This is a genomic window from Aeromonas sp. QDB68 (assembly GCF_027707405.1).
Lineage (GTDB): Bacteria > Pseudomonadota > Gammaproteobacteria > Enterobacterales > Aeromonadaceae > Aeromonas > Aeromonas caviae.
The window spans coordinates 1-23,404 of record NZ_JAPCIQ010000046.1; the positions used below are offsets into that span (position 1 = coordinate 1).

19 protein-coding genes are annotated in these 23,404 nt (G+C 63.9%); 7 read left to right on the forward strand and 12 right to left on the reverse strand.

All coding sequences use genetic code 11. The features are described 5' to 3' along the window. Positions 1-661: 661 nt before the first annotated feature. Entirely contained in the window at positions 662-2,365 is a 1,704-nt protein-coding gene (locus PG892_RS13735; protein ID WP_109112373.1) for an amidase, read from the reverse strand. A gap of 136 nt (positions 2,366-2,501) precedes the next feature. Beyond that, positions 2,502-3,599 carry an agmatine deiminase gene (gene aguA, locus PG892_RS13740; protein WP_109112372.1) on the reverse strand — a complete coding sequence of 366 codons (1,098 nt, stop codon included), beginning with the start codon at positions 3,597-3,599 and terminating at the stop codon, positions 2,502-2,504. A gap of 147 nt (positions 3,600-3,746) precedes the next feature. Here aguA and PG892_RS13745 point away from each other — a divergent pair, with 147 nt between their 5' ends. Next, positions 3,747-4,658: a LysR family transcriptional regulator gene (locus tag PG892_RS13745; protein ID WP_109112371.1), complete on the forward strand. Its 912-nt coding sequence runs from the start codon at positions 3,747-3,749 to the stop codon at positions 4,656-4,658. Between the two features lie 155 nt (positions 4,659-4,813). On the opposite strand, the gene PG892_RS13750 is transcribed toward PG892_RS13745, so the two are convergent. Beyond that, positions 4,814-5,380 (reverse strand): TetR/AcrR family transcriptional regulator, encoded by a 567-nt coding sequence (locus tag PG892_RS13750; protein WP_010672924.1) that lies wholly within the window; start codon positions 5,378-5,380, stop codon positions 4,814-4,816. Positions 5,381-5,547: 167 nt separating this feature from the next. Here PG892_RS13750 and PG892_RS13755 point away from each other — a divergent pair, with 167 nt between their 5' ends. Both PG892_RS13755 and PG892_RS13760 read left to right on the forward strand, forming a co-directional pair. Then, positions 5,548-6,585: an alkene reductase gene (locus tag PG892_RS13755; RefSeq protein ID WP_039039415.1), complete on the forward strand. Its 1,038-nt coding sequence runs from the start codon at positions 5,548-5,550 to the stop codon at positions 6,583-6,585. A gap of 192 nt (positions 6,586-6,777) precedes the next feature. Next, positions 6,778-7,689, forward strand: a complete 912-nt coding sequence (locus PG892_RS13760; RefSeq protein ID WP_080990037.1) for a bifunctional helix-turn-helix transcriptional regulator/GNAT family N-acetyltransferase — start codon at positions 6,778-6,780, stop codon at positions 7,687-7,689. A 56-nt stretch (positions 7,690-7,745) separates the two neighbouring features. Here the strand turns inward: PG892_RS13760 and PG892_RS13765 are convergent, their stop codons facing one another. From PG892_RS13765 to PG892_RS13780, 4 genes are all read right to left on the reverse strand, one after another. Further along, on the reverse strand, positions 7,746-8,690 hold the full coding sequence (locus tag PG892_RS13765) for a bile acid:sodium symporter family protein (protein WP_041211045.1): 945 nt from the start codon (positions 8,688-8,690) through the stop codon (positions 7,746-7,748). Between the two features lie 103 nt (positions 8,691-8,793). Beyond that, a complete protein-coding gene (locus PG892_RS13770; RefSeq protein WP_270825494.1) occupies positions 8,794-9,132 on the reverse strand; it encodes a nuclear transport factor 2 family protein in 339 nt (112 codons plus the stop codon). A gap of 168 nt (positions 9,133-9,300) precedes the next feature. Further along, positions 9,301-10,890 (reverse strand): peptide chain release factor 3, encoded by a 1,590-nt coding sequence (gene prfC / locus PG892_RS13775; protein ID WP_089503670.1) that lies wholly within the window; start codon positions 10,888-10,890, stop codon positions 9,301-9,303. A gap of 244 nt (positions 10,891-11,134) precedes the next feature. Beyond that, complete coding sequence (locus PG892_RS13780) at positions 11,135-13,003, reverse strand: diguanylate cyclase (RefSeq protein ID WP_052814994.1); 1,869 nt, start codon at positions 13,001-13,003, stop codon at positions 11,135-11,137. A gap of 196 nt (positions 13,004-13,199) precedes the next feature. Between PG892_RS13780 and PG892_RS13785 the strand changes: the two genes are divergently transcribed. Further along, positions 13,200-14,204, forward strand: a complete 1,005-nt coding sequence (locus PG892_RS13785; protein WP_052814993.1) for a sensor domain-containing diguanylate cyclase — start codon at positions 13,200-13,202, stop codon at positions 14,202-14,204. 12 nt (positions 14,205-14,216) lie between these two features. Here PG892_RS13785 and viaA read toward each other — a convergent pair whose 3' ends face one another. Both viaA and PG892_RS13795 read right to left on the reverse strand, forming a co-directional pair. Then, on the reverse strand, positions 14,217-15,671 hold the full coding sequence (gene viaA / locus PG892_RS13790; RefSeq protein ID WP_029313704.1) for an ATPase RavA stimulator ViaA: 1,455 nt from the start codon (positions 15,669-15,671) through the stop codon (positions 14,217-14,219). 95 nt (positions 15,672-15,766) lie between these two features. After that, positions 15,767-17,380, reverse strand: a complete 1,614-nt coding sequence (locus PG892_RS13795) for an ATPase RavA domain-containing protein (protein ID WP_270825495.1) — start codon at positions 17,378-17,380, stop codon at positions 15,767-15,769. 216 nt (positions 17,381-17,596) lie between these two features. On the opposite strand from PG892_RS13795, the gene PG892_RS13800 reads away from it, so the two are divergent. Both PG892_RS13800 and rimI read left to right on the forward strand, forming a co-directional pair. Further along, positions 17,597-18,034, forward strand: a complete 438-nt coding sequence (locus PG892_RS13800; RefSeq protein WP_049635924.1) for a DNA polymerase III subunit psi — start codon at positions 17,597-17,599, stop codon at positions 18,032-18,034. Between the two features lie 74 nt (positions 18,035-18,108). Next, positions 18,109-18,558: a ribosomal protein S18-alanine N-acetyltransferase gene (rimI, locus tag PG892_RS13805; protein ID WP_103255305.1), complete on the forward strand. Its 450-nt coding sequence runs from the start codon at positions 18,109-18,111 to the stop codon at positions 18,556-18,558. A 73-nt stretch (positions 18,559-18,631) separates the two neighbouring features. Here rimI and PG892_RS13810 read toward each other — a convergent pair whose 3' ends face one another. After that, entirely contained in the window at positions 18,632-19,174 is a 543-nt protein-coding gene (locus PG892_RS13810; protein ID WP_042016521.1) for a hypothetical protein, read from the reverse strand. A 181-nt stretch (positions 19,175-19,355) separates the two neighbouring features. On the opposite strand from PG892_RS13810, the gene PG892_RS13815 reads away from it, so the two are divergent. Then, on the forward strand, positions 19,356-21,146 hold the full coding sequence (locus PG892_RS13815) for an AMP-dependent synthetase/ligase (RefSeq protein WP_052814991.1): 1,791 nt from the start codon (positions 19,356-19,358) through the stop codon (positions 21,144-21,146). 60 nt (positions 21,147-21,206) lie between these two features. Here PG892_RS13815 and PG892_RS13820 read toward each other — a convergent pair whose 3' ends face one another. After that, positions 21,207-22,421 (reverse strand): aldose 1-epimerase family protein, encoded by a 1,215-nt coding sequence (locus PG892_RS13820; RefSeq protein ID WP_010672908.1) that lies wholly within the window; start codon positions 22,419-22,421, stop codon positions 21,207-21,209. A 219-nt stretch (positions 22,422-22,640) separates the two neighbouring features. Beyond that, entirely contained in the window at positions 22,641-23,333 is a 693-nt protein-coding gene (locus PG892_RS13825) for an aspartate/glutamate racemase family protein (RefSeq protein WP_041214542.1), read from the reverse strand. Positions 23,334-23,404 lie beyond the last annotated feature (71 nt).

Sequence of the window (23,404 nt, forward strand, 5' to 3'; positions counted from 1 at the left end):
CTGCAAAGTAAACTGGATGGCTTTCTTGCCGCCAAGGATCTGATGGCGCAGGGGATCAAGATCTGATCAAGAGACAGCCTGTATCGTGGTCTGTTTGCGTTATCTCTCTCTCATTATGCCCTAACTGGGCACGCCATAAAACATGGCTAGGCTCAACCACTTTAATTCTATCCTGACAGGTTTCAAGAATAGAATTCATGAAGCTTTGGGATTCTGCATCTAAAATATAGCGATTTTTTGAGCCCACTGCATTCATAAATTTGTAATAGCTTCTATGAGATTTAAATGTCATTCCACAACCTTATTGAAGATGAATACAGTTGAAGACTTTACCATAAAAATGTGCTACGACGTACAAATAAACACCACGAACAGACATTTACAAATACTACTCAACAGTTAACCACCTGATACATTATCACCACAAAATTTTCTTTTATAGATAAGAACGACAGAAATAACACAGCAATAGAATGCATCATTAGAAATGCGACTAAGTTAACTATTGATAACAGCATTGACCACAGCAAAAATTTAGAGGGTTGCAATTAATATCTTTAAATAAAAACAAGCCAATATAGATAATAAAAAACCACCCGCATAATGGGTGGTTTTTTCATTATATTCGGACGAACCCGAGAGATTTAACCCACAACACCAATCACTCCAACGGCGGCGTGCGCGGCGGCACCTGGCGCTTGCTGCCGGTGGACTCGAAGGCCGAGGCGACGCGCAGCAGGTTGTTGTCGTCATAGGCGCGACCGGCGAAGGTCAGGCCCACCGGCATACCGATATCGGCCATGACGCCCATGGGGACGGTGACGGTCGGTACGCCGAGGTGGCGAATGGCGAGGTTGCCGTTGGCAACCCAGATGCCGTTGCTCCAGGCGATATCGGCGGAGGCCGGATTCACGTCCGCGTCGGCCGGGGCGACATCGGCAACTGTGGGGAACAGCACGGCGTCGAGCTTGAGCCCGTCCATCCAGTCTTCCAGGTCCAGCTTGCGGGTCTGCTCCAGACCGCGCAGGCCATCCGGCACTGTGGCGATCTCGTCCCAGGATTTCAGGCCGCGCTTGGCCATATTGACGTACTCGTCCATGCCCGCCGCCAGATCGCCCTCGCGGTTCGGCAGGGTGCCCGGATCGTGGGGGAAGATCTTCGGCCCATCGACATCGGCCAATTTATTGAGCTTGGGATCGCCGTTGGCGCGCAGGAAGTCGTCGAACGCCCAGCCGGAGAGCTCCCACAGCTCGTCGTTGAGAAACTCAGGGCTCACGATGCCGCGATTGAACACGGTGGGCGCGCCGGGTCTGTCCCCTTCGCAGTTGGAGACCAGCGGGAAGTCCACTTCGATAACTTCGGCGCCCGCGGCTTCCAGTGCCTGACGGGCCTGCTCCCACAGCGCGATCACGGTCGGACGAGTATGGATGCGCTGACCGGTCGGGCCGCCGATACCGGGGTTGTCGCTGGTGCCGGCCAGTTCATCCTTGTTGATAAACATGCGCGGCACGCCGAGGCGCTTGCCCTTGAGGGCATCGGCCTTGGCAGCCAGTTCCAGATAGGACGCCGGACGCACTTCGGAGGCCTTGGGCAGTTGCACCCAGGGCTGCATGCGCCAGAGATCGCCACGGGTATCGCTATCGTCGGCGACCACTACGTCGAGCACTTCCAGCAGATCGGCCATGGTGCGGGCATAGGGCACGACGACGTCCATGGTCGGGGTCAGGGGCCAGTTGCCACGCACCGAAATCACGCCACGGGACGGGGTGTAGGCACACAGGCCGTTGTTGGAGGCAGGGCCACGGCCGCTCGACCAGGTCTCTTCGGCCAGACCGAAGGCGGCGAAGCTGGCGGCGGTGGCGGTACCGGCACCGTTGGAGGAGCCGGAGGCAAAGGGCGCGGTCAGGTAGTCGGCGTTGTAGGGGCTCTCGGCACGGCCATAGACGCCGCGCTGCATGCCGCCATTGGCCATCGGCGGCATATTGGTCTTGCCAAGGCAGATGGCACCGGCGGCGCGCAGGCGCTCCACGGTAAAGGCATCGCGCTGGGCCACCAGATCCTTGAAGGCCGGGCTGCCGGAGGCGGCGGTCAGCCCCTTGACCAGGTAGCTGTCCTTGGCGGTGTAGGGGATGCCGTCGAGCGGCCCCAGGGTTTCGCCACGGGCACGGCGGGCATCGGACGCTTGCGCCTCTTTCAGGGCATCGGGATTGGGCACCACGACGGCGTTGAGGCGGGTTGGTGTCTCGGGGCCGTCATAGGCTTTGATCCGCGCCTGATAGGCCTCGACCAGTTCGACCGCTGTGGTACGGCCTGATTCGAGCGCGGCACGCAGCTCGGCAATGGAAACCTCGGTCACTTCGATCATGGGGATCTCCTGTAAAAGGGTGACTGTTTGTAATGATGATCGCCGCATCGGCGCCTGCGACCATCACGTCATCAAGAGATAAAACCCCACGGCGTGGGGTTTTGAATACCAACCTCGGCTGGCTTGGAACAGGTTCTTACTTGCCAGAAGGAATTTGCTGAGTAATGCAGTGGATATTGCCACCGCCCAGCAGGATCTCCCGGGCCGGTACGCCAACCACTGTGTGCTCCGGGAAGATCTCTTCCAGAATGCGCTGGGCTTCGCCATCGGTGGCGGCATCCAGCAGCGGGTAGACGATGCGATCGTTGGTGATGAGGAAGTTCACATAGGAACCGGCCAGACGGCCTTCTGCCTCGCGCGGCACACCGCTGCCGCTCTCGACGCCAGCGGACTCCTCTTCGGTGCAGTAGAGCGGGCCCGGCTGGGGCAGCTTCCAGATTTTGAGCTTGCGACCCTTGGCATCGACCGCCGCTTCCAGCACCTTGAGGGCGGCCAGGGAGCGGGCGTACTGGGGATCGCTCTGGTCGTCTGTCCAGTGCAGGGCCACTTCACCCGGACGCACGAAGCAGCACATGTTGTCGATGTGGCCGTCGGTCTCGTCCATGTAGACGCCTTCGTCCAGCCAGATGAAGCTCTTCACGCCCAGATAGTCGCGTAAGTAAGCCTCGATCTGATCCTTGCTCAGGTGCGGGTTGCGGTTCTCGTTGAGCAGGCACTCGGCGGTGGTCAGGCAGGTGCCTTCGCCATCCACGTGGATGGAGCCCCCTTCCAGAATGAGCGGCGCGGCGTAGCGATCCAGGCCGTGCTGCTCCAGCATCCGGGCTGCCACTTCCTCATCCTGGTTCCAAGGGTAGTAGAGACCGCCCTTGTGGCCGCCCCAGGCGTTGAAGCCCCAATCCACGCCGCGGCACTCACCGGCGGCGTTGGTGACTATGGTCGGGCCTGTATCGCGGGCCCAGCAGTCATCGCTGGCCATCTCCACCAGGGTGACGTGGGCGGGCATGATGGCGCGGGCCTGCTCCATGAACTGTTCCGGCACCCCCATAAAGACCGGGGTGGCCTGCCCGATGGCATCGGCCACCTTGGCGAAGGTGGCTTGCGCGAAGCGACCGGCGCCCCGCCAGTTGTCCGGGCGGAACGGCCAGATCATCCAGACGGCCTGCTGGTGCGCCCACTCAGCGGGCATGGTGAAGCCGTCGGCGGCCGGAATGGAGTTGATGGTCTTGATGCTCATCGCAAGGCTCCTTGCATGGATTGAGGCCCCCACCTTGACCTGGGAACCCTGGAAAAATAAGAGTGGGTCGCAGTGTAAGAAGTTGCGCGCCCATCCATCAAATGAATAGGATGGATTGTCCCATAAACACGGCGAATAATCCCCACCATGAAACTGCACCAGCTCGACCTCAATCTGCTGCTCGCCCTTGACGCCCTGATGACGCAAGGGAGCGTGACCCGCGCCGCCGAGTCGCTCTTTATCAGTCAGCCCGCCATGAGCCACGCCCTCAATCGCCTGCGGGCCTTCTTTGACGATCCGCTGCTGGTACGCACGCCCCAGGGGATGCTGCCGACCCCCCGGGCCCAGCGGCTGCATCTGGGGGTGCAGCAGGTGCTGCGGCTGCTGGAGCAGCAGCTCTCCGAGGAGGAGCTGTTCGAACCGCGCCACTCCAAGCGCCGCTTCGTGCTCTGCACCACGGATTACGTGGAGTGCGTGCTGATCCCGCCCCTTATCCAGCGCCTCAGGAAGCTGGCCCCCGGGGTCACCATCGAGATCCGCATCCTGCGCGACACCCTGCCGGAGGCGGAGCTGGCGAGCGGCGAAATCGACCTGGTGCTGGGGTTTGACGAGTACATGCAGGTGCCAGGCTATCTGGGCAAGGAGACCTGGCTCACCGAGCCCCTGGCCGGACTGGTGCGCGCCACCCTGGAGCTGGAGGAGGAGCGTATCACCCTCGCGCAGCTTATCGAGATGCCCCACGTGTTCCACTCGCCGCTGGGCACCTCGGAGGCGAGCCTCGACCGCTATTTGCAGAGCCTGGGCCATAGCCGCACCATCTCGGTCAACAGCCAGAGCTATATGTCCGCCGCCGCCATCGTGAGCCAGAGCGATCACCTGCTGGTGCTGCCCAGCATGGTGGCGGAGCTGCTCGCCAGCCACTGGCCGCTGAAAAGCCTGCCCCTGCCCGACGACGTGCCGGACTATCACCTCAACTGTGTCTGGCACCCGGTGCATGCGCAGCAACCCGCCTTGATCTGGTTGAAGACGTTGATGAAGGATCTGGTGAATCCGGGCTAAGCGGCTGCGGTTGGCAGTTCCGCCCCCTCATCCCCAACCCTCCTCCCATTCTTTTGTAAATGAGCGGGAGAAGGGGGCAAAACCCCTGCTGCGTGTGGCATTCCCAGCAACAACAAAGGCTCCCGCGGGAGCCTTTGTTGTTTCCATCCTCGCCATCACGCCCGCAGGGCGCTCATCATCCGGGCGACGACACCGGCCAGCAGAGGGCGGTCGGGGTGGCACTGGGCGAAGGTGACCAGTCCCTGGATATGGACCTGCAAGAAGGCGGTCAGGGTGGGGATGTCCCCCTCTTTTGCCAGCTCTCCCTGCGCCTTTGCCAGGGCCAGCTGCCCGGCCAGATCCTGTTCCAGCTCGCCGTAGATGGCCTTGAAGCGAAGGTGCAGCTCCTCGTCCTGCTCCGCCAGCTCCATCAGGGTGCGGGTCAGCAGGCAGGAGCCCTGCAGGGCATCGTCCACCACCTGCTCGAGGAAGGCGTGCAGCCCCGCCAGCGGGCTGGGCTGTGCCAGGCAGCGGCGGCGCAGGGCCCCCTTCTCTGCCACATAGTGATCGACCGCCGCCAGCAGCAGGCCGCGCTTGTTGCCAAAGGCGGCATAGAGGCTGCCCGGGTGCAGGCCGGTTGCGGCCACCAGCTCCTGCATGGTGGTCTTGGCATAGCCTTTGGCGCGAAAGGCTTCCATGGCGTTTCGCAAGACGGCATCCCGATCGTATTCGGCGCTGCGCATGGGGTCTCCGGTGGCAAGGTCCCGCGGGACGGAAAAAACAGGGCGGCAAGTTTACCCCAGCCTCCCCCGTCAATCCATGTTGAATGCTTGCTCAAAAAATACTTGCACACAAACCAAAAAACGTCTTGAATGCCCGTTCAAGAATCACTCCCTCAGGACAGACGATCATGAATACCCTGTTTCAGCCCTATCGCCTCAACGACACCCTCACCCTCGCGAACCGTTTCATGATGGCCCCCCTCACCCGCTGCATGGCGGGCCCGGGTCTGGTGCCCACCGAACAGATGGCCGCCTACTACGGCCGCCGCGCCGACATCGGCCTCATCATCTCCGAAGCCACCATCATCCGTCCGGACGGGCAGGGCTACCCCAATACCCCTGGGCTCTACAGCGCCGAACAGATCGCCGGCTGGAAGAAAGTGACCAGCGCCGTGCATGCCAACGGCGGCAAGATCTTCGCCCAGCTGTGGCACGTGGGCCGTCTCTCCCACCCCTTCTTCCACCACGCCGAAGTGCTGGCCCCCTCCGCCGTCGCCCATGAGGGCACGGTGCCGCGCATGCGCGAGCTGGTCTATCAAGTGCCCCGCGCCCTGACCGGGAGCGAAATCGCCCAGCTGGTCGAGGATTACGCCCAGGCCGCCGCCAACGCCATCGAGGCGGGCTTTGACGGGGTGGAGATCCACGGTGCCAACGGCTACCTCATCGATCAGTTCCTGCACCACGCCAGCAACCTGCGCACCGACAACTACGGCGGCAGCCCCGAGAACATGAGCCGCTTCGCGCTGGAGGTGGTGGATGCCATCGCCGCCCGCATTGGCGGGGATCGCACCGGCCTTCGTCTCTCCCCCGGCGCCTATGTGCACCTGGAAGGGGATGCCCGGGATCGCGCCGTGTTCGACCACCTGCTGGCCGAGCTGAACCAGCGTACTCTGGCCTATCTGCACCTGGGTATCTTCGATGACAGCCTCACCTTCGACTACCTGGACGGCCGCGCCTCCGACTACCTGCGTGCCCGCTACGACGGCCACCTGGTGGGGGTCGGCAACTACAGCGCCGAGACCGCGCTCGAGGCCATCGAGGCGGACCGCTTCGACCTCGTCGCCATCGGTCGCCCCCTCATCGCCAACCCGGACTACCTCGCCAAGGTGAAGCAGGGAGAGGCGCTGACCCCCTATGCCGACACCATGCTGGCCGAGCTGGTCTAACCCTCGCCGGCGCCTTGCCTGACCAAGGATGGGATCCGCGCCCCCGCGCGGGTTTCCAATGTTTGGGCCCTCTCCCGGGCCCTTTTTTCTGCCTGCCTTTCGCCCTTTTTCACGCAAATGGTTGTCACCAACAACCAAAAGATGGTATTGGTTGCGCACAACAACCAAATACCATCACAAGGAGACAACCCCATGGATCCCCGCCCCCTGCGCGCCCTGTCGAGGGAACTGGTACGCGAACTCGGCATGCTCTCCCAGCAGTGCGGCTCGCTGGCCCTGAGCCCACTGGAGGCCCACCTGCTCATCGAGCTGGAGAACGGTCCCGCCACCAACCAGCAGCTTGCCGAGCGCCTTCGCATCGACAAATCCAACGCCAGCCGCCCCCTGGCCCGCCTCGCCGAGCGGGAGCTGATCGCCTGGCAACCCCACCCCTCTGACGGGCGCAGCAAGGAGGCGAGCCTCACCGAGCCGGGCAAGGCACAGCTTGAGGAGCTGCACCGGCAGATGGACGAGACCATGGCGGGGGCCCTGGCCCAACTCTCCCCCGCCGAGTGCGAGCAGATCTGGGAGGGCATGCGGCTCTATCGCAGCGCCCTCTCCCGCGCCCGCCGCCAGCAGGGCTTCGTCATCCGCCCCATCACCCCGGCCGACAATCCCCGGATCGCCGCCGTGGTGCGCGCCGTCTCCGCCGAATACGGCCTCACCGCCGACAAGGGGTATGGCGTGGCGGATCCCAACCTCGATTTTCTCCACGAGACCTATCAGGGGGAACGCAGCCGCTACTGGGTGATTGAGGGGCCGGACGGCACCATTCTTGGCGGGGGCGGCATAGCGCCGCTGGCGGGGGCACCGGATGTGTGCGAGCTGCAGAAGATGTACTTCCTGCCCGCCCTGCGGGGGCTGGGCCTGGGACGGCGGCTGGTCTTGCAGGCGCTGGCCGAGGCTCGCGCCCTGGGTTACCAGCGCTGCTATCTGGAGACCACCGCCGTGCTGCGGGAAGCCACCGCCCTCTATGAATCTCTGGGCTTCGAACACCTGCCGGGGCCCCTTGGCTGCACGGGCCACGACGCCTGCGAGATCTGCATGGTGCTGGCGCTCGACTAGCTCAAACAACAACAAGGGGCCCATGGCCCCTTATTGTTTCATCTTGCGCCCCCTGATCAGCCAGCGCGCTGCTCCAGGGTCCCAGCAGGCCGGGAAAGCGGTCGCTTGGCCCAGACCCCGGCCAGCAGAGAGCCGGACAGGTTGTGCCAGACCGAGAAGAGGGTGCCAGCCATGGCCGAGGCGGGAGTGAAGAATTTCATGGCCAGCGCCGTGGCGAGGCCAGAATTCTGCAACCCCACTTCGAAGGCCACGGTGCGGCAGATCCGCTCCTCAAAGCCCAGCCAGCGACTGACCCAGTAGCCCGCCGCAATGCCGATGCCGTTGTGCAGGATCACCGCCAGCGCCACGATGGGGCCGATGCTGGCGAACTGCCCTGCGTTGAGGGCGACCACGATGGCGATGATCATGACGATGGCGGCCATGGAGACGAGCGGCAGCACGGGCTCGATACGTGCCGTCAGGGAGTGGAGGAAAACATTGGCAACCACCCCGAACACCACGGGTATCAGCACTATCTTCACTAGGCTCAGCAGCATGTCCAGCACCGGCACGTCGACGCTCTTGCCAGCCAGCAGCTGCACCAGCAGGGGGGTGACGAGTACCCCGAGCAGGGTGGAGAGAGCTGTCATGGTGATGGAGAGAGCCACATCGCCCTTGGCCAGATAGCACATCACGTTGGAAGAGGTGCCACCGGCGACGCTGCCCACCAGCACCATGCCCACGGTCAACTCGGCATCAAAGCCCAGCAACAGGCTGACCAGCAGGGCGGCCAGCGGCATCACGCTGAACTGCAATACCAGCCCGAGGCCGATGGCCTTCTTGTTGCGCACCACGTCGAGGAAGTTCTGGGGTTTGAGGGTCAGCCCCATGGCCAGCATGATGATGGTCAGCAGCGGCACTATCTGGCCCTTGAGGCCGACGAAGGGCTCGGGCTGCCAGTAGGCCAGCAGGGAAAACAGCAGGGCCCAAAGCGGGAAGAGGTGGGTGATGCGTCCAAGCATGGTGTACTCCTTGTTATTGTCCAGACGCGGGCAGACCAGGGGATGCCCGCAGGGAACTTTCTCTTATACCAGCTTTGTCGCCGGCAGGCCCGTGTAGCGGCGCTCAGGAAGGGAAATAGAACCAGGCGGTCTGGATAAGACCCTCCTTCACCTCGAACACCGCCACGCTCTCGATGGGCTCGAGGGAGAGGCCGTGGATCAGCTCGTGATCAAACACCTTGTTGCCCAAGACGGTGCGTGACAGCAGCTCGGCCTTGAGCAGCGGGTTGTTGAATCTGTGCTCCGCATAGAAGGCCCGCAGCACCCCCTTGCCGACTGTGCTCGGCGTCTCGGTCGGCATGCGATAGCCTTTGAAATCCGGGGCAAAGCAGGCCACGAAGGCATCGAGATCGTGGGCATTGTAGGCGGCAAACTGCGCCTCTACGGGTTGGGTGACGGACATGTCTCTCTCCATGAATGAAATTTAAATCACTTATCCTTGATTTTTATTCACTCATCAAGCCCCGGATGGGGATCGCCGCCCCTTCCAATGAAACACCCCATAACAAAAAACCCCGCCGAAGCGGGGTCTCTCTGGTCATCAGCCACCCGCTGGGTGCGGGCGGGGTGATCAGTGTTCGCGGGTCTGGCGGAAGTGAACGTCCGGGTGACGCTCCTGGGCCAGGCGCAGGTTGACCATGGTCGGCGCGATGTAGGTGAGGTTGTCACCCCCATCGAGGGCCAGGTTGACCTCGTTCTTGCGCTTGAACTCCTCGAACTTCTTGACGTCGGTCCCTTCCACCCAGCGGGCGGTGGCGACGTTGACCGCCTCGTAGATGGCCTCGACGTTGTACTCGCTCTTGAGGCGCGAGACCACCACGTCGAACTGCAGCACACCGACCGCACCGACGATGAGGTCGTTGCTGATGAGCGGACGGAACACCTGCACCGCCCCCTCTTCGGAGAGCTGCACCAGCCCCTTGAGCAACTGCTTCTGCTTGAGGGGGTCACGCAGGCGGATACGGCGGAACAGTTCCGGCGCGAAGTTCGGGATGCCGGTGAACTTGAGATCTTCACCCTGGGTGAAGGTGTCGCCGATCTGGATAGTGCCGTGGTTGTGCAGACCGATGATGTCGCCGGCACAGGCCTCGACCGCCTGTTCACGGTCACCGGCCATGAAGGTGACGGCGTCGGAGATGTTCACGTCCTTGCCGATGCGCACGTGGCGCATCTTCATGCCCTTGCTGTAAGTACCTGACACGATACGCATGAAGGCGATACGGTCGCGGTGTTTCGGGTCCATGTTCGCCTGGATCTTGAACACGAAACCGGAGAACTTCTCCTCAGTCGCCACCACTTCGCGGCTCTCGGCCTTGCGCGGCATGGGGGCTGGCGCCCAGTCGGTCAGGCCGTCCAGCATGTGGTCGACACCGAAGTTGCCAAGGGCGGTCCCGAAGAAGACCGGGGTCATCTCGCCGGCGATGAAGGCATCGTGATCGAACTCGGGAGAGGCGCCCTGCACCAGCTCCAGCTCGCCACGCAGCTGGGCCGCCAGATCGTCACCGATGGCCGCGTCCAGCTCGGGGTTGTTCAACCCCTTGACCACCCGCTTCTCCTGGATGGTGTGGCCCTGACCGCTCTGATACAGGTAGGTCTCGTCCTTGTAGAGGTGATAGACACCCTTGAAGGATTTGCCACAGCCGATGGGCCAGGTGATGGGGGCGCACATGATGTTGAGCTCGCGCTCCACCTCGTCCATGACCTCCATCGGGTCGCGCACTTCGCGGTCCAGCTTGTTCATGAAGGTGAGGATGGGGGTGTCGCGCAGCCGGGTCACTTCCATCAGCTTGCGGGTCCGGTCTTCAACACCCTTGGCGGCGTCGATGACCATCAGGCAGCAGTCGACCGCCGTGAGGGTACGGTAGGTATCTTCGGAGAAGTCCTCGTGACCCGGGGTGTCGAGCAGGTTGACCAGGCAGTCGGCGTAGGGGAACTGCATCACGGAAGTGGTGATGGAGATACCGCGCTGCTTCTCCATCTCCATCCAGTCGGATTTGGCGTGCTGGCCCGAGCCACGGCCCTTGACGGTACCGGCGCGCTGAATGGCCTGTCCGAACAGCAGGACCTTTTCGGTGATGGTGGTTTTACCCGCATCCGGGTGCGAGATGATCGCAAAAGTGCGTCTCTTGGAGACTTCACTCAGAAATTCAGCTGACATAATTCGACGTTCTTCTATTGAGCGGCGGCCTGGAGCCACCGTGGGAAAAATGCGGGACAGCACCTTGGAATCAGGGCGCCCATGCAGACAACGACACCACGCGGGCGGGTCAGTGACCGCCGGTGGAGACAGGAGAAGCGCGTTGCATTACATGGGTCTGGCCCCGGATCAAAGCAAAATTGCGCGGCATTATACCCGCGCGAGTGAAAAATACCCAGCCCGCTATCACGGGGGCCCGGGGTCGGCCTCACCGGGCCGTCATCACCCGGTTGCGCCCCGCCAACTTGGCCTCGTACATGGCCTCGTCGGCCCGGCGTACCAGCTCGCCCAGGTTGTCATCCTCGGGTTTGTACTGGGCGCAGCCGATGCTGATGCGGATGGGGTGATCCGCAGGCACCCCCTCAATCTCGAGACGGGCGACGGCTTGGCGGATCCGCTCCGCCACCTCGACGGCCTCGTTCAGGAGGGTATCCGGCAGCAGCACCAGAAACTCCTCGCCGCCGTTGCGCCCCACCCTGTCGAGGCTGCGCAGCTGCTCCTCGATGCACTGGGCCACGGCGGTGAGCACCCTGTCACCCACGTGGTGGCCCAGCTGGTCGTTCACCTTCTTGAAGTGATCCACATCCAGCAGCAGCACGCACAGGGGGTTGCCCTCCTCCCGCGCCTGGGTGAACCATTTGCGCCCCTTGGCCTGGATCTGGCGCCGGTTGTGGATGCCGGTCAGTTCGTCCGTCATGGCGAGACGCTGCATCTTGCGGGTGCGCCCGCGCTGGTGCACCACCAGGGTACCCATCACCACCAGCAGCAGGGCCACCACCAGGTATTGCCAGTAGCGCCGCTCCTGCAACTGCTTGAGTTTCTCCGCCTGCAACTGCTGCTGGGACCTGAGGGTCTGGTTCTCCAGCTCCTTGCGGGCGAGATCAAACTCGAAACGCATCTGCAAGGAGCGCTGTTCCCGCAATCTGAGCTCGAGGGCCTGGCGGGTCTCGACATAGGTCTTGAGGCTGGTGAGGGCCGACTGGATATGCCCCTGACGCTCCAGCACCCGGGCGCGGGTCTCATGCACCCGGGCGAGGAAGCGCAGGTTCTGCTCCCGGGTAAAGATGGGCTCGGCCTCGCCCAGGTGCCGCAGCGCCTCGCCGGGTCGGTTCAGGGCCTCGAGGACGTCGGCCATGACGAGGTGCCAGTGGCCCAGGGTGACGCTGTCCGCCCCCTCCCCCTGATGAAGGGAGGCTGCCGCCTGATCGAGCTTGGTCATGGCCTGGTCCGGCTTGCCCTGCTTGAGCAGGATGGTGGCTATCTCGATCCGGCTCCAGGCCAGGACCCCTTCCTGGTTTGATCCCATATAGTAACGCTCCGCTTCGGCCATCAGGGGCAGCGCCTTGTCGTACTCTTCGGTGTCGATGTAGAGGAGCCCCTGCTGGCTGTGAATGTCCACCAGGTACTCCTCGACCCCGAGCTGCCGGTAGTCGTGCTCCAGCTCCTTGAAATAGCTCTCGGCCCGCTCATAGAGCCCCATCCTGCGATAGGCATTGGCAATATTGGCGAGCACCTCGCGCCCCTTGGCCTCCAGCTCGAGCGCCTCGTATCGCTGGTGGGCATCGATGAGATCCATCAGCCCCTCCGCCAGCTCCCCCTGGTAGGAGTACATCTCCCCCCGCAGGCTCAGGATGTCGGCACGCTGACGCTCATCCCCGAGCCGGCGAGCCAGGGTCAGGGCGGCGTCGTAATCCTCCCCGGCCCCGGCCATGTTGCCGAGCAGTTGCCGGTGATAGCCGCGACAGGCGAGCAACCCCACCTCGGTGACCCTGTCCTTGCGGGCACGGGCCTGTGCCAGCCCCTGCTCGGCAAACGCCACCGCGCGGCGAAACTCCTCGTCCCGTTCACCCGGCAGGGCCCAGCACTGCAGCCGGGCAAGACGCTCCTGCACCTCGGGCGGATAGTGTGCCTGTCCGGCAACCAGGGCGGCGACGCGCTCGCGAAACACCTGCACCGGCATCGCCGACTCTTCCAGCTGCTGCAACGCCAGCTGCAACTCGTGCCCGGCCAGTGGCGCCGCCTGGGCCAGGGCAACCCCCAGCCACAGCAACAGGCCACATCCCATCAGGATCTTCATGCGGACTTTTTCTCCTCTTCACCGGCCGGACGCCACGCTCATCGCTGTCATCATATCCCCACAGACTCTGGGCGCACAGCCGTCAGAGGGTGGGAAAACGCCTCATATCGGACGAGAGCCTCCCCTATCCCCTTCTTTACAGAAGGAGTAGAGTGCATCGACTATATATGCTTTCGAACAGGGGAAGGGATGAGGAATGACCTACGAGGAGCTGAGGGAGGCTTACGACAGGTTGTTGCTGGAGAACGAGCGTCTCAAACGCATCGCGGATGACGCGCGGGAGAAGCTGGACGCAGCCATGGACGGCACCGGCCTGTGCATCTGGCAGAACCATGTGCCCACCGGCAAACTCATCATCTTCAACCGGCGCTGGGGCTCCATGCTCGGTTACCAGCCCAAGGAGCTGTCGGCCCACTTCGACGTCTGGCGCGCCCACCTGCACCCGGAGGACAGGGAGCAGGTGCTGCAGGCCTTCTTCGATCATTTGGAGGGCAAGAGCCCGTTTTATCAGGCGATGCACCGCATGATCGCCAAGGATGGCAAGACCACCTGGGTGCTGGACCGGGGCCGGGTGGTGGAGCGGGATGATCAGGGCAACCCCGTCCGGGTGATGGGCACCCATATCGACATCACCCACGAGAAGGAGTACGAGCAGCAGCTCGCCCAGCTTGCCCACCGGGATCCCCTCACCGGCCTGTTCAACCGCACCGCGCTGCACCGCCACTTTCCCGGGGAGTACCAGGCCATCTGTTTCATCGATCTCGATGACTTCAAGCTGGTGAACGACAACCTGGGCCACCGGGCAGGTGACGAGCTGCTGGCCTCCCTTGCCCAGCGCCTTCGCCACTGCTGCGGCGAGGAGGTACGGCTGGGGCGCATCGGCGGGGACGAGTTCGTGCTGCTGCTGCCCTGGGCGTGCGACGATCCCCGCACCAGCCACCTCGCCCGCCAGTGCATCGATGCCATCGCCACCCCCTTCGAGCTGCCCAACGGGGACGCCTCGGTGGGACTGAGCATGGGAATTGCGGCCATCCGGCCCCAGGACGATTTCGGCGCGGCACTGGCCCGGGCGGATCAGGCCATGTACAGGGTCAAGCGCAGCGGCAAGCGGGGTTTTTATATTGCCCAGCCAAGCGGTCAGCCGCTGCTGGATCAGGAGCAGGTCAACGAACGGGGCCTCTACCACAGGCCCACTCTCTGAGCCTGAGCACCCTCAATGGCGCTGCCAGCGCCGCAGCAGGCGTCCACGCAGGCCGCAATCGAGCAGCCAGCTGTTGTCGAACACCCGCAAAATGGCCGCCTTGGCGTGACGGGACATGGCGACCGCATGGAAGCGTGTCTGCTGCGCCCGTCGCCGGTTCATCCGCTCGAGCAGGGGGTGGGGCAGGTTCTGGGCGATGAAGTCGGAGATCACCAGCACGTCGGCCTTGGCAAAGGCGGGTTGTTCGAGCTGGGTCAGGGCCTGCTCCAGGCAGGGCACCAGATCGGTCCCTCCGTGAAAACTCATGGAGAGAAAGCGCTCCGCCTTCTCAAGCCCGGTGTCGGCGGTGATCTCCAGGGTCGCCACCTCGGTGGAGAAGAGCATCAGATAGCAGCCCCGCTTCTCCTCCATCGCCCCTTTGAGCAGGGCGAGAAACAGCGCCTTGGCGCATTCCTCCGGATAGCCCCCCATGGAACCTGACGTATCGACGCAGACGATGAAGGGGCCACGCGGCTGCACCTCCTGCCCTCCCTGCTCGGGGGAGCGCAGCATCAGACGCTGGCGCGGCAGGGTGCCCCGTGACTGGTAGCTCAGCAGGCGCCGCTCCAGATAACGGCGATAGAACTCCAGCTCCAGCTCCGGCAGCGCCAGCATCACCGCCTCGCTCGGCAGGAGGCGCATCAGATCGCTGGCCGGGTGCACCCCCACCAGATCGTCGGGCACATCGTCACTTTGCACCTCCTCCAGCTCGTGCACAGGCACCGGCGGCAGCGTCCTGTCCTCGCTGCGCCGCTCCCGCTCGCTGCGCCCAAGCAGGGCGGCGATCTCCGCGAGCAGAGGCTCCTGCTGCAACATGCGGGCGTACTGCTTCACCAGCGCCAGGCTGCGCTTGTGCCAGCTCCCCTGGGCCAGATCCCAGAGCCCCCCGGCGGAGATCTGGTGCGGATCCAGGGCATCGGCCAGGGTCCGGTTGGCCAGCAGTTGATCCTCTATCTCCTGGCGCTGCTTCTCCCGCTCCGCCTCCGCTATCTGCTGCTGCAACTGCAACAGGCTGCCCACCAGGCTGGCGCGCCACTTCTCGATGAAGAGCTGGCGCAGTCCCTCGGTGGGCTGGGCCACTATCTGGCGCACCAGGCTGCGGGCATCCCCCGCGAAGGGGCTGTGCTGCTCAAGGGCTTCCAGCAAGGCGGGCAGGCGCCCCACCAGCTCCGGCAGGGGCAGTTGCCGGTGGGCCTGATAGAGCAGGTATTCCCGCTCGAGGGCCACCGGCACCGGCTTGTGGCGCATCTCCTCCCCAAGCTGTTCGCTCCAGGTCTGGATGCGCTTTCTGAGCAGCTTCCCCTGCAGGGGCGAGCGCTTGAGGAACTCGGAGATCTTGGGGGTGGAGGCAAGCAGCAGCGCCATCTCCCCCGCCAGTTCCCCCTCCCCCATGAGCAGCCCCAGGTCCATCATGCCGATCTCTAGCATGGGCCACCCCGGGCGTTGAGATGTGATGGAATATCATGCTGACGAAACATGTTTTTCATCCTGTTTATTTCACCAGCCCCACGTCAGGCGCGACGTCACACCTGTGCATCGAGAAGAGGCAGACGATCCCGCCACTGCTGCAGCTCGGCCCCCAGCCGCTCCAGGTCCCGGTTCAGCACGAAGAAGCTGTCCTCCACCTGACGCAGCCAGTGGTCCCCCACGAACAGATGGGGCTGGTGACGGTCGAACAGGTTGCGCTGGCCCTTGAGGTTTTGCAGCACCCGGTTCACCTGGCCCGTCAGGTCGTCCAGGGCCGACAGCCAGGGGGCCATCACCACCTCGGGGATGGGGGTGCGCTCCACCAGCATCAGGGGCACGGGCTGGCGCTGGATATCCAGCACGTGCAGCCGCAACTGCTCGTCCAGCACCAGCTCGTAGTGCCCCTCCTTGGGGTTGCCGAGGGGCCAGCCCACCAGCGCCTCCCCGGTGGGGTGCCAGTGAGAGAGCAGGGTGCGATCGAAGGTGAGGGTGCCGGTGAGGCGCTCGGGATCGCTGCCATCCAGGGGCACCGGGGTGAGCAGCTGGAAGTGCACCAGCTTGCCGAACGGCCTGGCGTTGGCCAGCGGCAGTTCGGTGCCGCGGGCGCGGCGGCCGAACCACTGCTTGCGCTTGACCGCCTTGCAGCCGATGCGCAGGGCGACCGCCCCCTGCAACTGCTTGAACTGCTCGCGCAAGGAGAGCAGCTCCCGGGTCAGCGCCAGTTGCTGGTAGCCGTAGAGGCGGGAAAACTCGCCGATCATCTCCAGCAGCGCGGTGCGGGAAGCCTCGTCATGCCAGAGGCAATCCTTGAACAGCAGCAGATCCAGGGGAGCCACCTCGTCGCGGCCATTGAAGAAGGCGCTCGCCTTGATGAGCCGCACCGCCTTCTTCCAGCGCCGATCCGAGACATAGCAGCCGTGCCCGAGCTGGCTGTCGAGCTGCTGGCGCAGCTGGTAGATGAGTTCGAAACAGGCGTCCGGCAGGCGCACCTGCTCGATGGCATCCTGCCAGGCGTCGTACTCTTCCCCCCGAATCTGCACCGAGGGGGTCAGGTTCTGATGGGACTGGCCATCGCTCGCCAGCATGGCCTGGAAGTTGGATTTCTCCTGCACCCTGTCCATCCAGACCCGCACCAGCATGCGGTCGTAGAGCGCCTCCAGCCCGCTGTCCGGGGCCGGCAGCTCGTTCGAGGCGGTGACCAGCAGCCGCATGGGAATGGGGTGCTGGCTGTCGCCGTTGCGAAACTGCCGCTCGTTGATGGCGGTGAGCAGGGTGTTAAGGATGGCGGGGCCCGCCTTCCAGATCTCGTCGAGGAAGACCACCTCGGCCTCCGGCAGGTAGCCGCTGGTCAACCGCAGGTACTTGCCATCCTCCTTGAGCGCCTGGATGGAGAGGGGGCCGAACACCTCCTCCGGCGTACTGAAACGGGTCATCAGGTATTCGAAATGGCGGGCATCCTGAAACGCCAGCTTGAGGCGCCGCGCGATCAGGCTCTTGGCGATGCCCGGGGGGCCCAGCAGAAAGACGCTCTCGCCACTCAGGGCCGCCAGCAGGCCGAGCCGCAGGGCATCCTGGCGCTCATACAGTCCCTCGCCAAGGGCGGAAAGGAGCCGTGGCAGGCGCTCATGAATGGGGGTGGCACGAACAGTATTCTGGGCTAAAGGCGGCATAGGCACAGTTCCGAAGCTGATAGGTCATCCGTGGTGACGGGGTCCGGCCTCTGGCCCCGCCCCACTCTCATTGTCTGTCATCTCTGCCCCCGGGGAGGCGCTCGTTTGCCATCGCCACAGGGCGAAAAGCGCACGTCCGGGGTGCAGCAAATCCCGCGAGAGTGTACTCTGCGCATCATTATTTACCCCAACGCAGATCAAGAGTGAGCCTTCGCCATGCAAGATCCCCTGCTGGACCCGCTGCGCCAGCGCATCCTGGCCCGCATGGGCATCCCCCTCTGGCAACAAAGAGGCCGACTCCTGGCGGGAGGCACCAGCCCCGACGGCGCCGCGCAGCCGGCAAACACGCCCGCCGACGAGGTGCTGGCCCCGCAGGAGACTGCCCCTCTGCCGACCGGCAAGCTCTGGCTGCTGGCCGAGACGCTGCCCGCGCCCTCCCTGCTCGGGGACATCTGCCGCTGGCTCGGCCTTGGCACGGACGAGGTCTCCCTGCTGTCCGAGATGCCTTCCCTGCCAGCAGGGGCCACTTCGCCCCTGCTCTGGCTGACGGCACCGGACCCTCGCTGGCCCGATGCCCTGGTCTGCCCGCTCAAGCCCGATGGGGCGCACAAGCGCGCCCTCTGGCAGCAGTGCCGGCAGCGCCACACCCCTTGATGCTCACGACCATGGCACGGCCATGGTGTCCATCGCAAGCCTGAATCCCGTCCGGAGTGACCATGTCTGACCTCTTGCCCCACTTTCGCCCCCTGCTCGAATCGGACTTCGAAGCCATCTACCCCATCGAGCAGGCCGCCCACCAGGAGCCCTGGAGCCAGGCCAACCTGCTCTCCTGCTTCGGGCCACGCTATCTCAACGGCCTGATGCTGGTGGACGGACGACCGGCCGGTTTCTACATCTCGGATCTGGTGGCGGGAGACAGCTCCCTGATGAATCTCTGCGTGCATCCCGATTTTCAGGGCAAGGGGCTGGGGCGGGCGCTGCTCAGGGAGTACCTGGCCCGCAGCAAGGCCGGCAAGGCCGAGGCCTGGTTCCTGGAGGTCAGGGCCGGCAACCGCACCGCCATCAACCTCTACGAGAGCGAGGGGTTTGCCGAATATTGCCGCCGCGCCGACTACTACGGCACCGGGCAGGAGAGGGAGGATGCCGTGCTGATGTCCCGTCTGTTCGACTTCGGCTGACAACCCGCTGCAGACCGCCGTCAGCGGGCAACACCCCCTCTGACCTCCCAGACTCCCCCGCTTCGCTTCCCCCTCAGGGCAGGGGCGCGTTGTCGATGGAGGGGTCTTCCAGGCTCAGGGTCACCCTCAGCACGGCCTCGAAGGCGGCTCCCGAGAGGGGCATGAAGAAGCCGCGACCATAGGTGACACCGGGCATCCAGATCTGTTCGATATCCACCGCGATCTTGATGGGGCGAAGCGGCTCACCCGGTCGCTGGACATAGATGCCAGGGGCCGTCGCAACCTGGGGGAAGCGGCGCAGAATGTGCTCGCTGCCATCCCCCGCATCCGGGTTGAGTCGCACCTTCACCAGCCCCGCCAGGGCGGATTGCATCTCGGGGGCACGCCACAGCCTGGTATTCAGCGCCTTGCAGCGTCGGCACTTGGCGCGCTCGATCACGTAGAGCAAGGGGTATCCTTCCCTCAGCGCCAGCCGCTGCGCCTGCTCATAGCCCTCGGCGCCGCTCAGCCAGGGATTATCCTGCTCCCCCGCGCCCCCCAGCAGATACCAGAGGGCGCCTGCCCCCGCCAACAGCAGCAACACGCCGGTGAACAGGCTCTTGATCCCGATATTCATGGTGCAACTCCCTGAATGAATCCGATCCCTGCCCCCTATCATGCCTCACTCTCATCTGGTTGACGACTTTGTGATCCAGGACAAATGGCGCACACTTGTAAGCTGTAATGTTAGAGTTTAAACTCCAGCCCCGATTTTGGTGCCCCTGCGGGCGCACAACTGTTACTTGAGGATGCGTGAGATGTCGCAGTTTCATCTGGTTAGAGTGATGCGTGAGCGTATTGCCCGCCTTGGCAACAAGGCCGCCCTGCGCGTCCAGCAGGATGGCCAGTGGCGCGCCATCGGCTGGCGAACCCTGGGTCAGGCCATGGATTATTGCGCCCAGGGACTGATCCGGGCGGGCCACCAGTCCGGCGAGATGGTCGGCATCTATGCCCGCAACATGCCCGAGTGGACCCAGGCCGACCTCGGCATCCTGGCCGCCCGTGGCGTCAGCGTGCCCATCTACCCCACCAGCACCCTCGATCAGCTGCGCTACATCGTCAAGGATGCCGGCATCAGGATGCTGTTCGTGGGGGAGCAGCCCCAGTTCGATCAGGCGCTGCACCTCATCGACAGCGGCGAGATAAGCCACATCGTCGCCCTGGACGGCACCGTCGATCTGCGCGGCTGCGCCTCGGCCAGCCACTTCCAGACCTTCCTCGTCTCCGGCAACCACCAACCCAGCGAGCTGGTGCTGCGCGAGCGCGAGCGCCACTACCGCATGGACGACCTGCTGACCCTCATCTACACGTCGGGCACCACGGGCGAACCCAAGGGGGTCATGCTCGATTTCGCCAACATGGCCGCCTGCTTCGAGATGCATGACGCTCGCCTCGACCTCAGTGAGCAGGATGTCTCCCTCTGCATGCTGCCGCTGAGCCATGTGTTCGAGCGCGCCTGGAGCTACTACGTGCTCTATTGCGGCGCCGAGAACGTCTACATTCGCGACCCGCAGAAGGTGATGGATGTCATCGGCGAGGTGAAGCCCACCGTGATGTGCGCCGTGCCCCGCCTCTACGAGAAGGCCTACGCCATGATCCAGGCCAAGGTCGCCCAGGCTCCTCGCCTGCGCCGCGCCCTGTTCGGCTGGGCCACCCGGGTGGGCAAGCAGATGGTCGCCACCCGTCAGGCGGGCAAGTCCGCCTCTCCCCTGCTCTATGGCCAGCTCTGGCTTGCCGAGAGCCTGGTGTTTCGCAAGCTGCGCGCCCGTTTCGGCGGTCGCACCCGCTTCCTGCCGGTGGCGGGCGCCCGTCTCGCGGACGAGGTGAATCTCTTCTTCCAGGCCATGGGGCTCAACCTCAAGTACGGCTACGGCATGACCGAGACCACCGCCACCGTCTGCTGCTATGAAGACACCCAGTTCAGGCTGGGCTCCATCGGCACGGCGCTAAACGGCATCGAGGTGAAACTCGGCGAGAACAACGAACTGCTGGTGCGCGCCCCCACCGTGATGCGTGGCTACTACAACAAGCCGGAGGCCACCGCCGAGGTGATGACCGAGGATGGCTTCCTGCGCACCGGCGATGCAGGCGAGCTGGATGACGAGGGCAACATCTACTTCACCGAGCGCTTGAAGGAGCTGATGAAGACCTCCAACGGCAAGTACGTGGCGCCGCAACTGGTCGAGGGGACCCTCGGCAAGGATCGCTTCATCGAGCAGATTGCCATCGTCGCCGATGCCCGCCACTTCGTGTCGGCGCTCATCGTGCCCTGCTTCGAGTCCCTGGAGGAGTACGCCCGCTCCATCAACCTGCAGTACCAGTGCAAGACCGAGCTGCTGCGCCACTCCCGGGTGATGGAGTTCTTCGAGGCCCGCATTCAGGATCTGCAAAAGGAGCTGGCCAAGTTCGAGCAGGTGAAGAAGTTCACCCTGCTGCCGAGCGCCTTCTCCATGGAGCTCGGGGAGATCACCCCCACCATGAAGCTGCGCCGCAAGATCATCGAGGCCAAGTACCAGCGCGAGATAGAAGCCATGTACAGCCACGTCTGATCGACGGGCCTGATATGAAAAAGCCGCTCATAGAGCGGCTTTTTGCTGGGCGTCTCTCCCTTATGGCAGCTTGACCAGGGGTTGCTCGCGCAGCTCGGTGGCCCGACCGCCCTGGATCTTCTCCACCTGGGCCAGGGCCTGCTTCACCTCGTCGGCATTTTGCAGCAGGCGATAGGTCAGATCGAAGGTCTTGGTCTCCCCCGGCTGGATCTTGGGGACCAGCCCGAGCGGGCGCTGGTACTTGGTGCTGTAGGCATAGCTGGTACCGGGTTCGATGCCGGTCACATAGCCCTGGGCCCGGGTGTCGGTGTTCTTCCACAGGGTCAGCACCGGCAGCTGTCGGGTGTTGTAGCCCACCGCCACTCCGGCGTTGCCGGCCCGGTTGTTCAGCACTGCCAGGGTATTGCCGTCGGCGTCGCTGTAGGGCACCAGGTTGAACACCATCTCGTCGAAGCCCTTGGTGGGCCCCAGATAGGTTTGCCAACCCTTGAGTCCGGCCTTGGCGTAGTCATTGAACGGGGAGATCTGCTTCACCGGCGTGCTCACCCTGGCTCCCTCCTCCAGAATGGGGGCCCCGAAGTTGCCGTGATAGATGATCTGGTACTCGTTCTCGTAGTCCGCGTGGTTGGTCAGCTTGTCCTGCAGGGCAAACTCCGCCTGACCGGGCACCACGCTGAGCTGGGTCCAGGTGACCAGTTCGCTCATCTTGAAGGTGCGCTCGTCCACCCGGCCCAGCACGTGGATGGCATAGGGCGGCTCGTCGTCCACGGTCACGCTGACCACGGAGGCGGGAATGTTCTGCACCCGGCCATGGAGGCTCTTGAGGCGGCCGTCGTCATCCACCCCAGGATGACCCGTCCACTCGTAGCCGCAGCGCACCAGCATCTCGTTGAAGCCGTCGAGCCAGCCGAGGCCCCCACGGCTCTCGAGATCGATGAAGGCGGGATTGACCACCTCCTTGACCGGTGAATCCCAGCCGAGGCGCAGATCCGCCGCCTTGACCTCCTTGATCCCCATGCCGCGGGTCGGCACCAGGGTGATCTTCATGACGCCGTTGTCGACGATGAGCAGATCCACCCCTTCCTGGCGGCCGCCGTGCAGGCGTTTCTTCTCGATGGTGAAGGGAACCGGGCTCTTGATGCCGAGCTTCTCGCTGGTGATCTTCCAGTCCCCCACATCCAGCCCTTGCTGGGAGTCGGTCAGCAGAAATTCGGCGGCGTGACCCGCGGTGGCGCCCAGGGCGAGCAGCACGGCAATGGAGAGTTTCTTCAACATGGATTTATCCTCGTGTCTCTTGTTTTTGTGAAAGCTGAATCGTTTCAGTGATCGAAAACTAGGCGTCTGACGCCCCGGACTCAAGAGACAAACGGAGGAAATGTGAGCCGATTGACAATAAAAACGGCTTCAGCCCTGCTGAAATGAAGGCTGACTCACAGTTATGAAAGGAGGAAAAAACAGGCGGGGCGCCGAGAGGGTCACCCCGCCCGCATCACATCAGGCAAGGGCCAGCGTCACCGCGGCTTCGGCGTGGATGGCGGTGGTGTCATAAAGAGGCACGGCGGCCTGGCACGCCCCCACCAGCAGGGCGATCTCGGTGCAACCCAGGATCACCGCCTGGGCACCGGCCTGTGCCAGATCGGCGATGATGGCCAGATACTCGGCCTGAGACGACTCGCGAATGTCGCCGAGGCAGAGTTCGTCATAGATGATGCGGTGCACCCGCTCCCGTGCAGCGTCATCAGGCACCAGCACCTCCAGCCCGAAGCGCTCCTGGAGCCGCCCCTTGTAGAAATCCTGCTCCATGGTGAAGCGGGTGCCGAGCAATCCTACCCGGGTCACCCCGTCGGCCTGGAGGCGATGGGCCGTGGCATCGGCGATGTGGAGCAGGGGAATGTCGATGGCGGCCTCGATCTCCGGCGCCACCTTGTGCATGGTGTTGGTCCCGATCAGCAGGAAATCGGCGCCACCGGCCTGAATGGCCCTGGCCTCGGCCGCCAGCAGACGGGCGGTGGCGGGCCAGTCACCGGCGTGCTGCAACCGCTCTATCCCGGCAAAATCCACGCTGCTCAGCAGCACCCGCGCCGAGTGCAGACCGCCGAGCCGCTCGCGTACTCCCCGGTTGAGGGCCTGGTAATAGCTGACGGTGGACTCCCAGCTCATGCCACCCAGCAGACCGATACATTTCATGGGATCTCCTTATGTCACCCGATGGTGCAAACCAATGCCGCAATCCCTCAGGGGGCGCGTTTGATCGCACC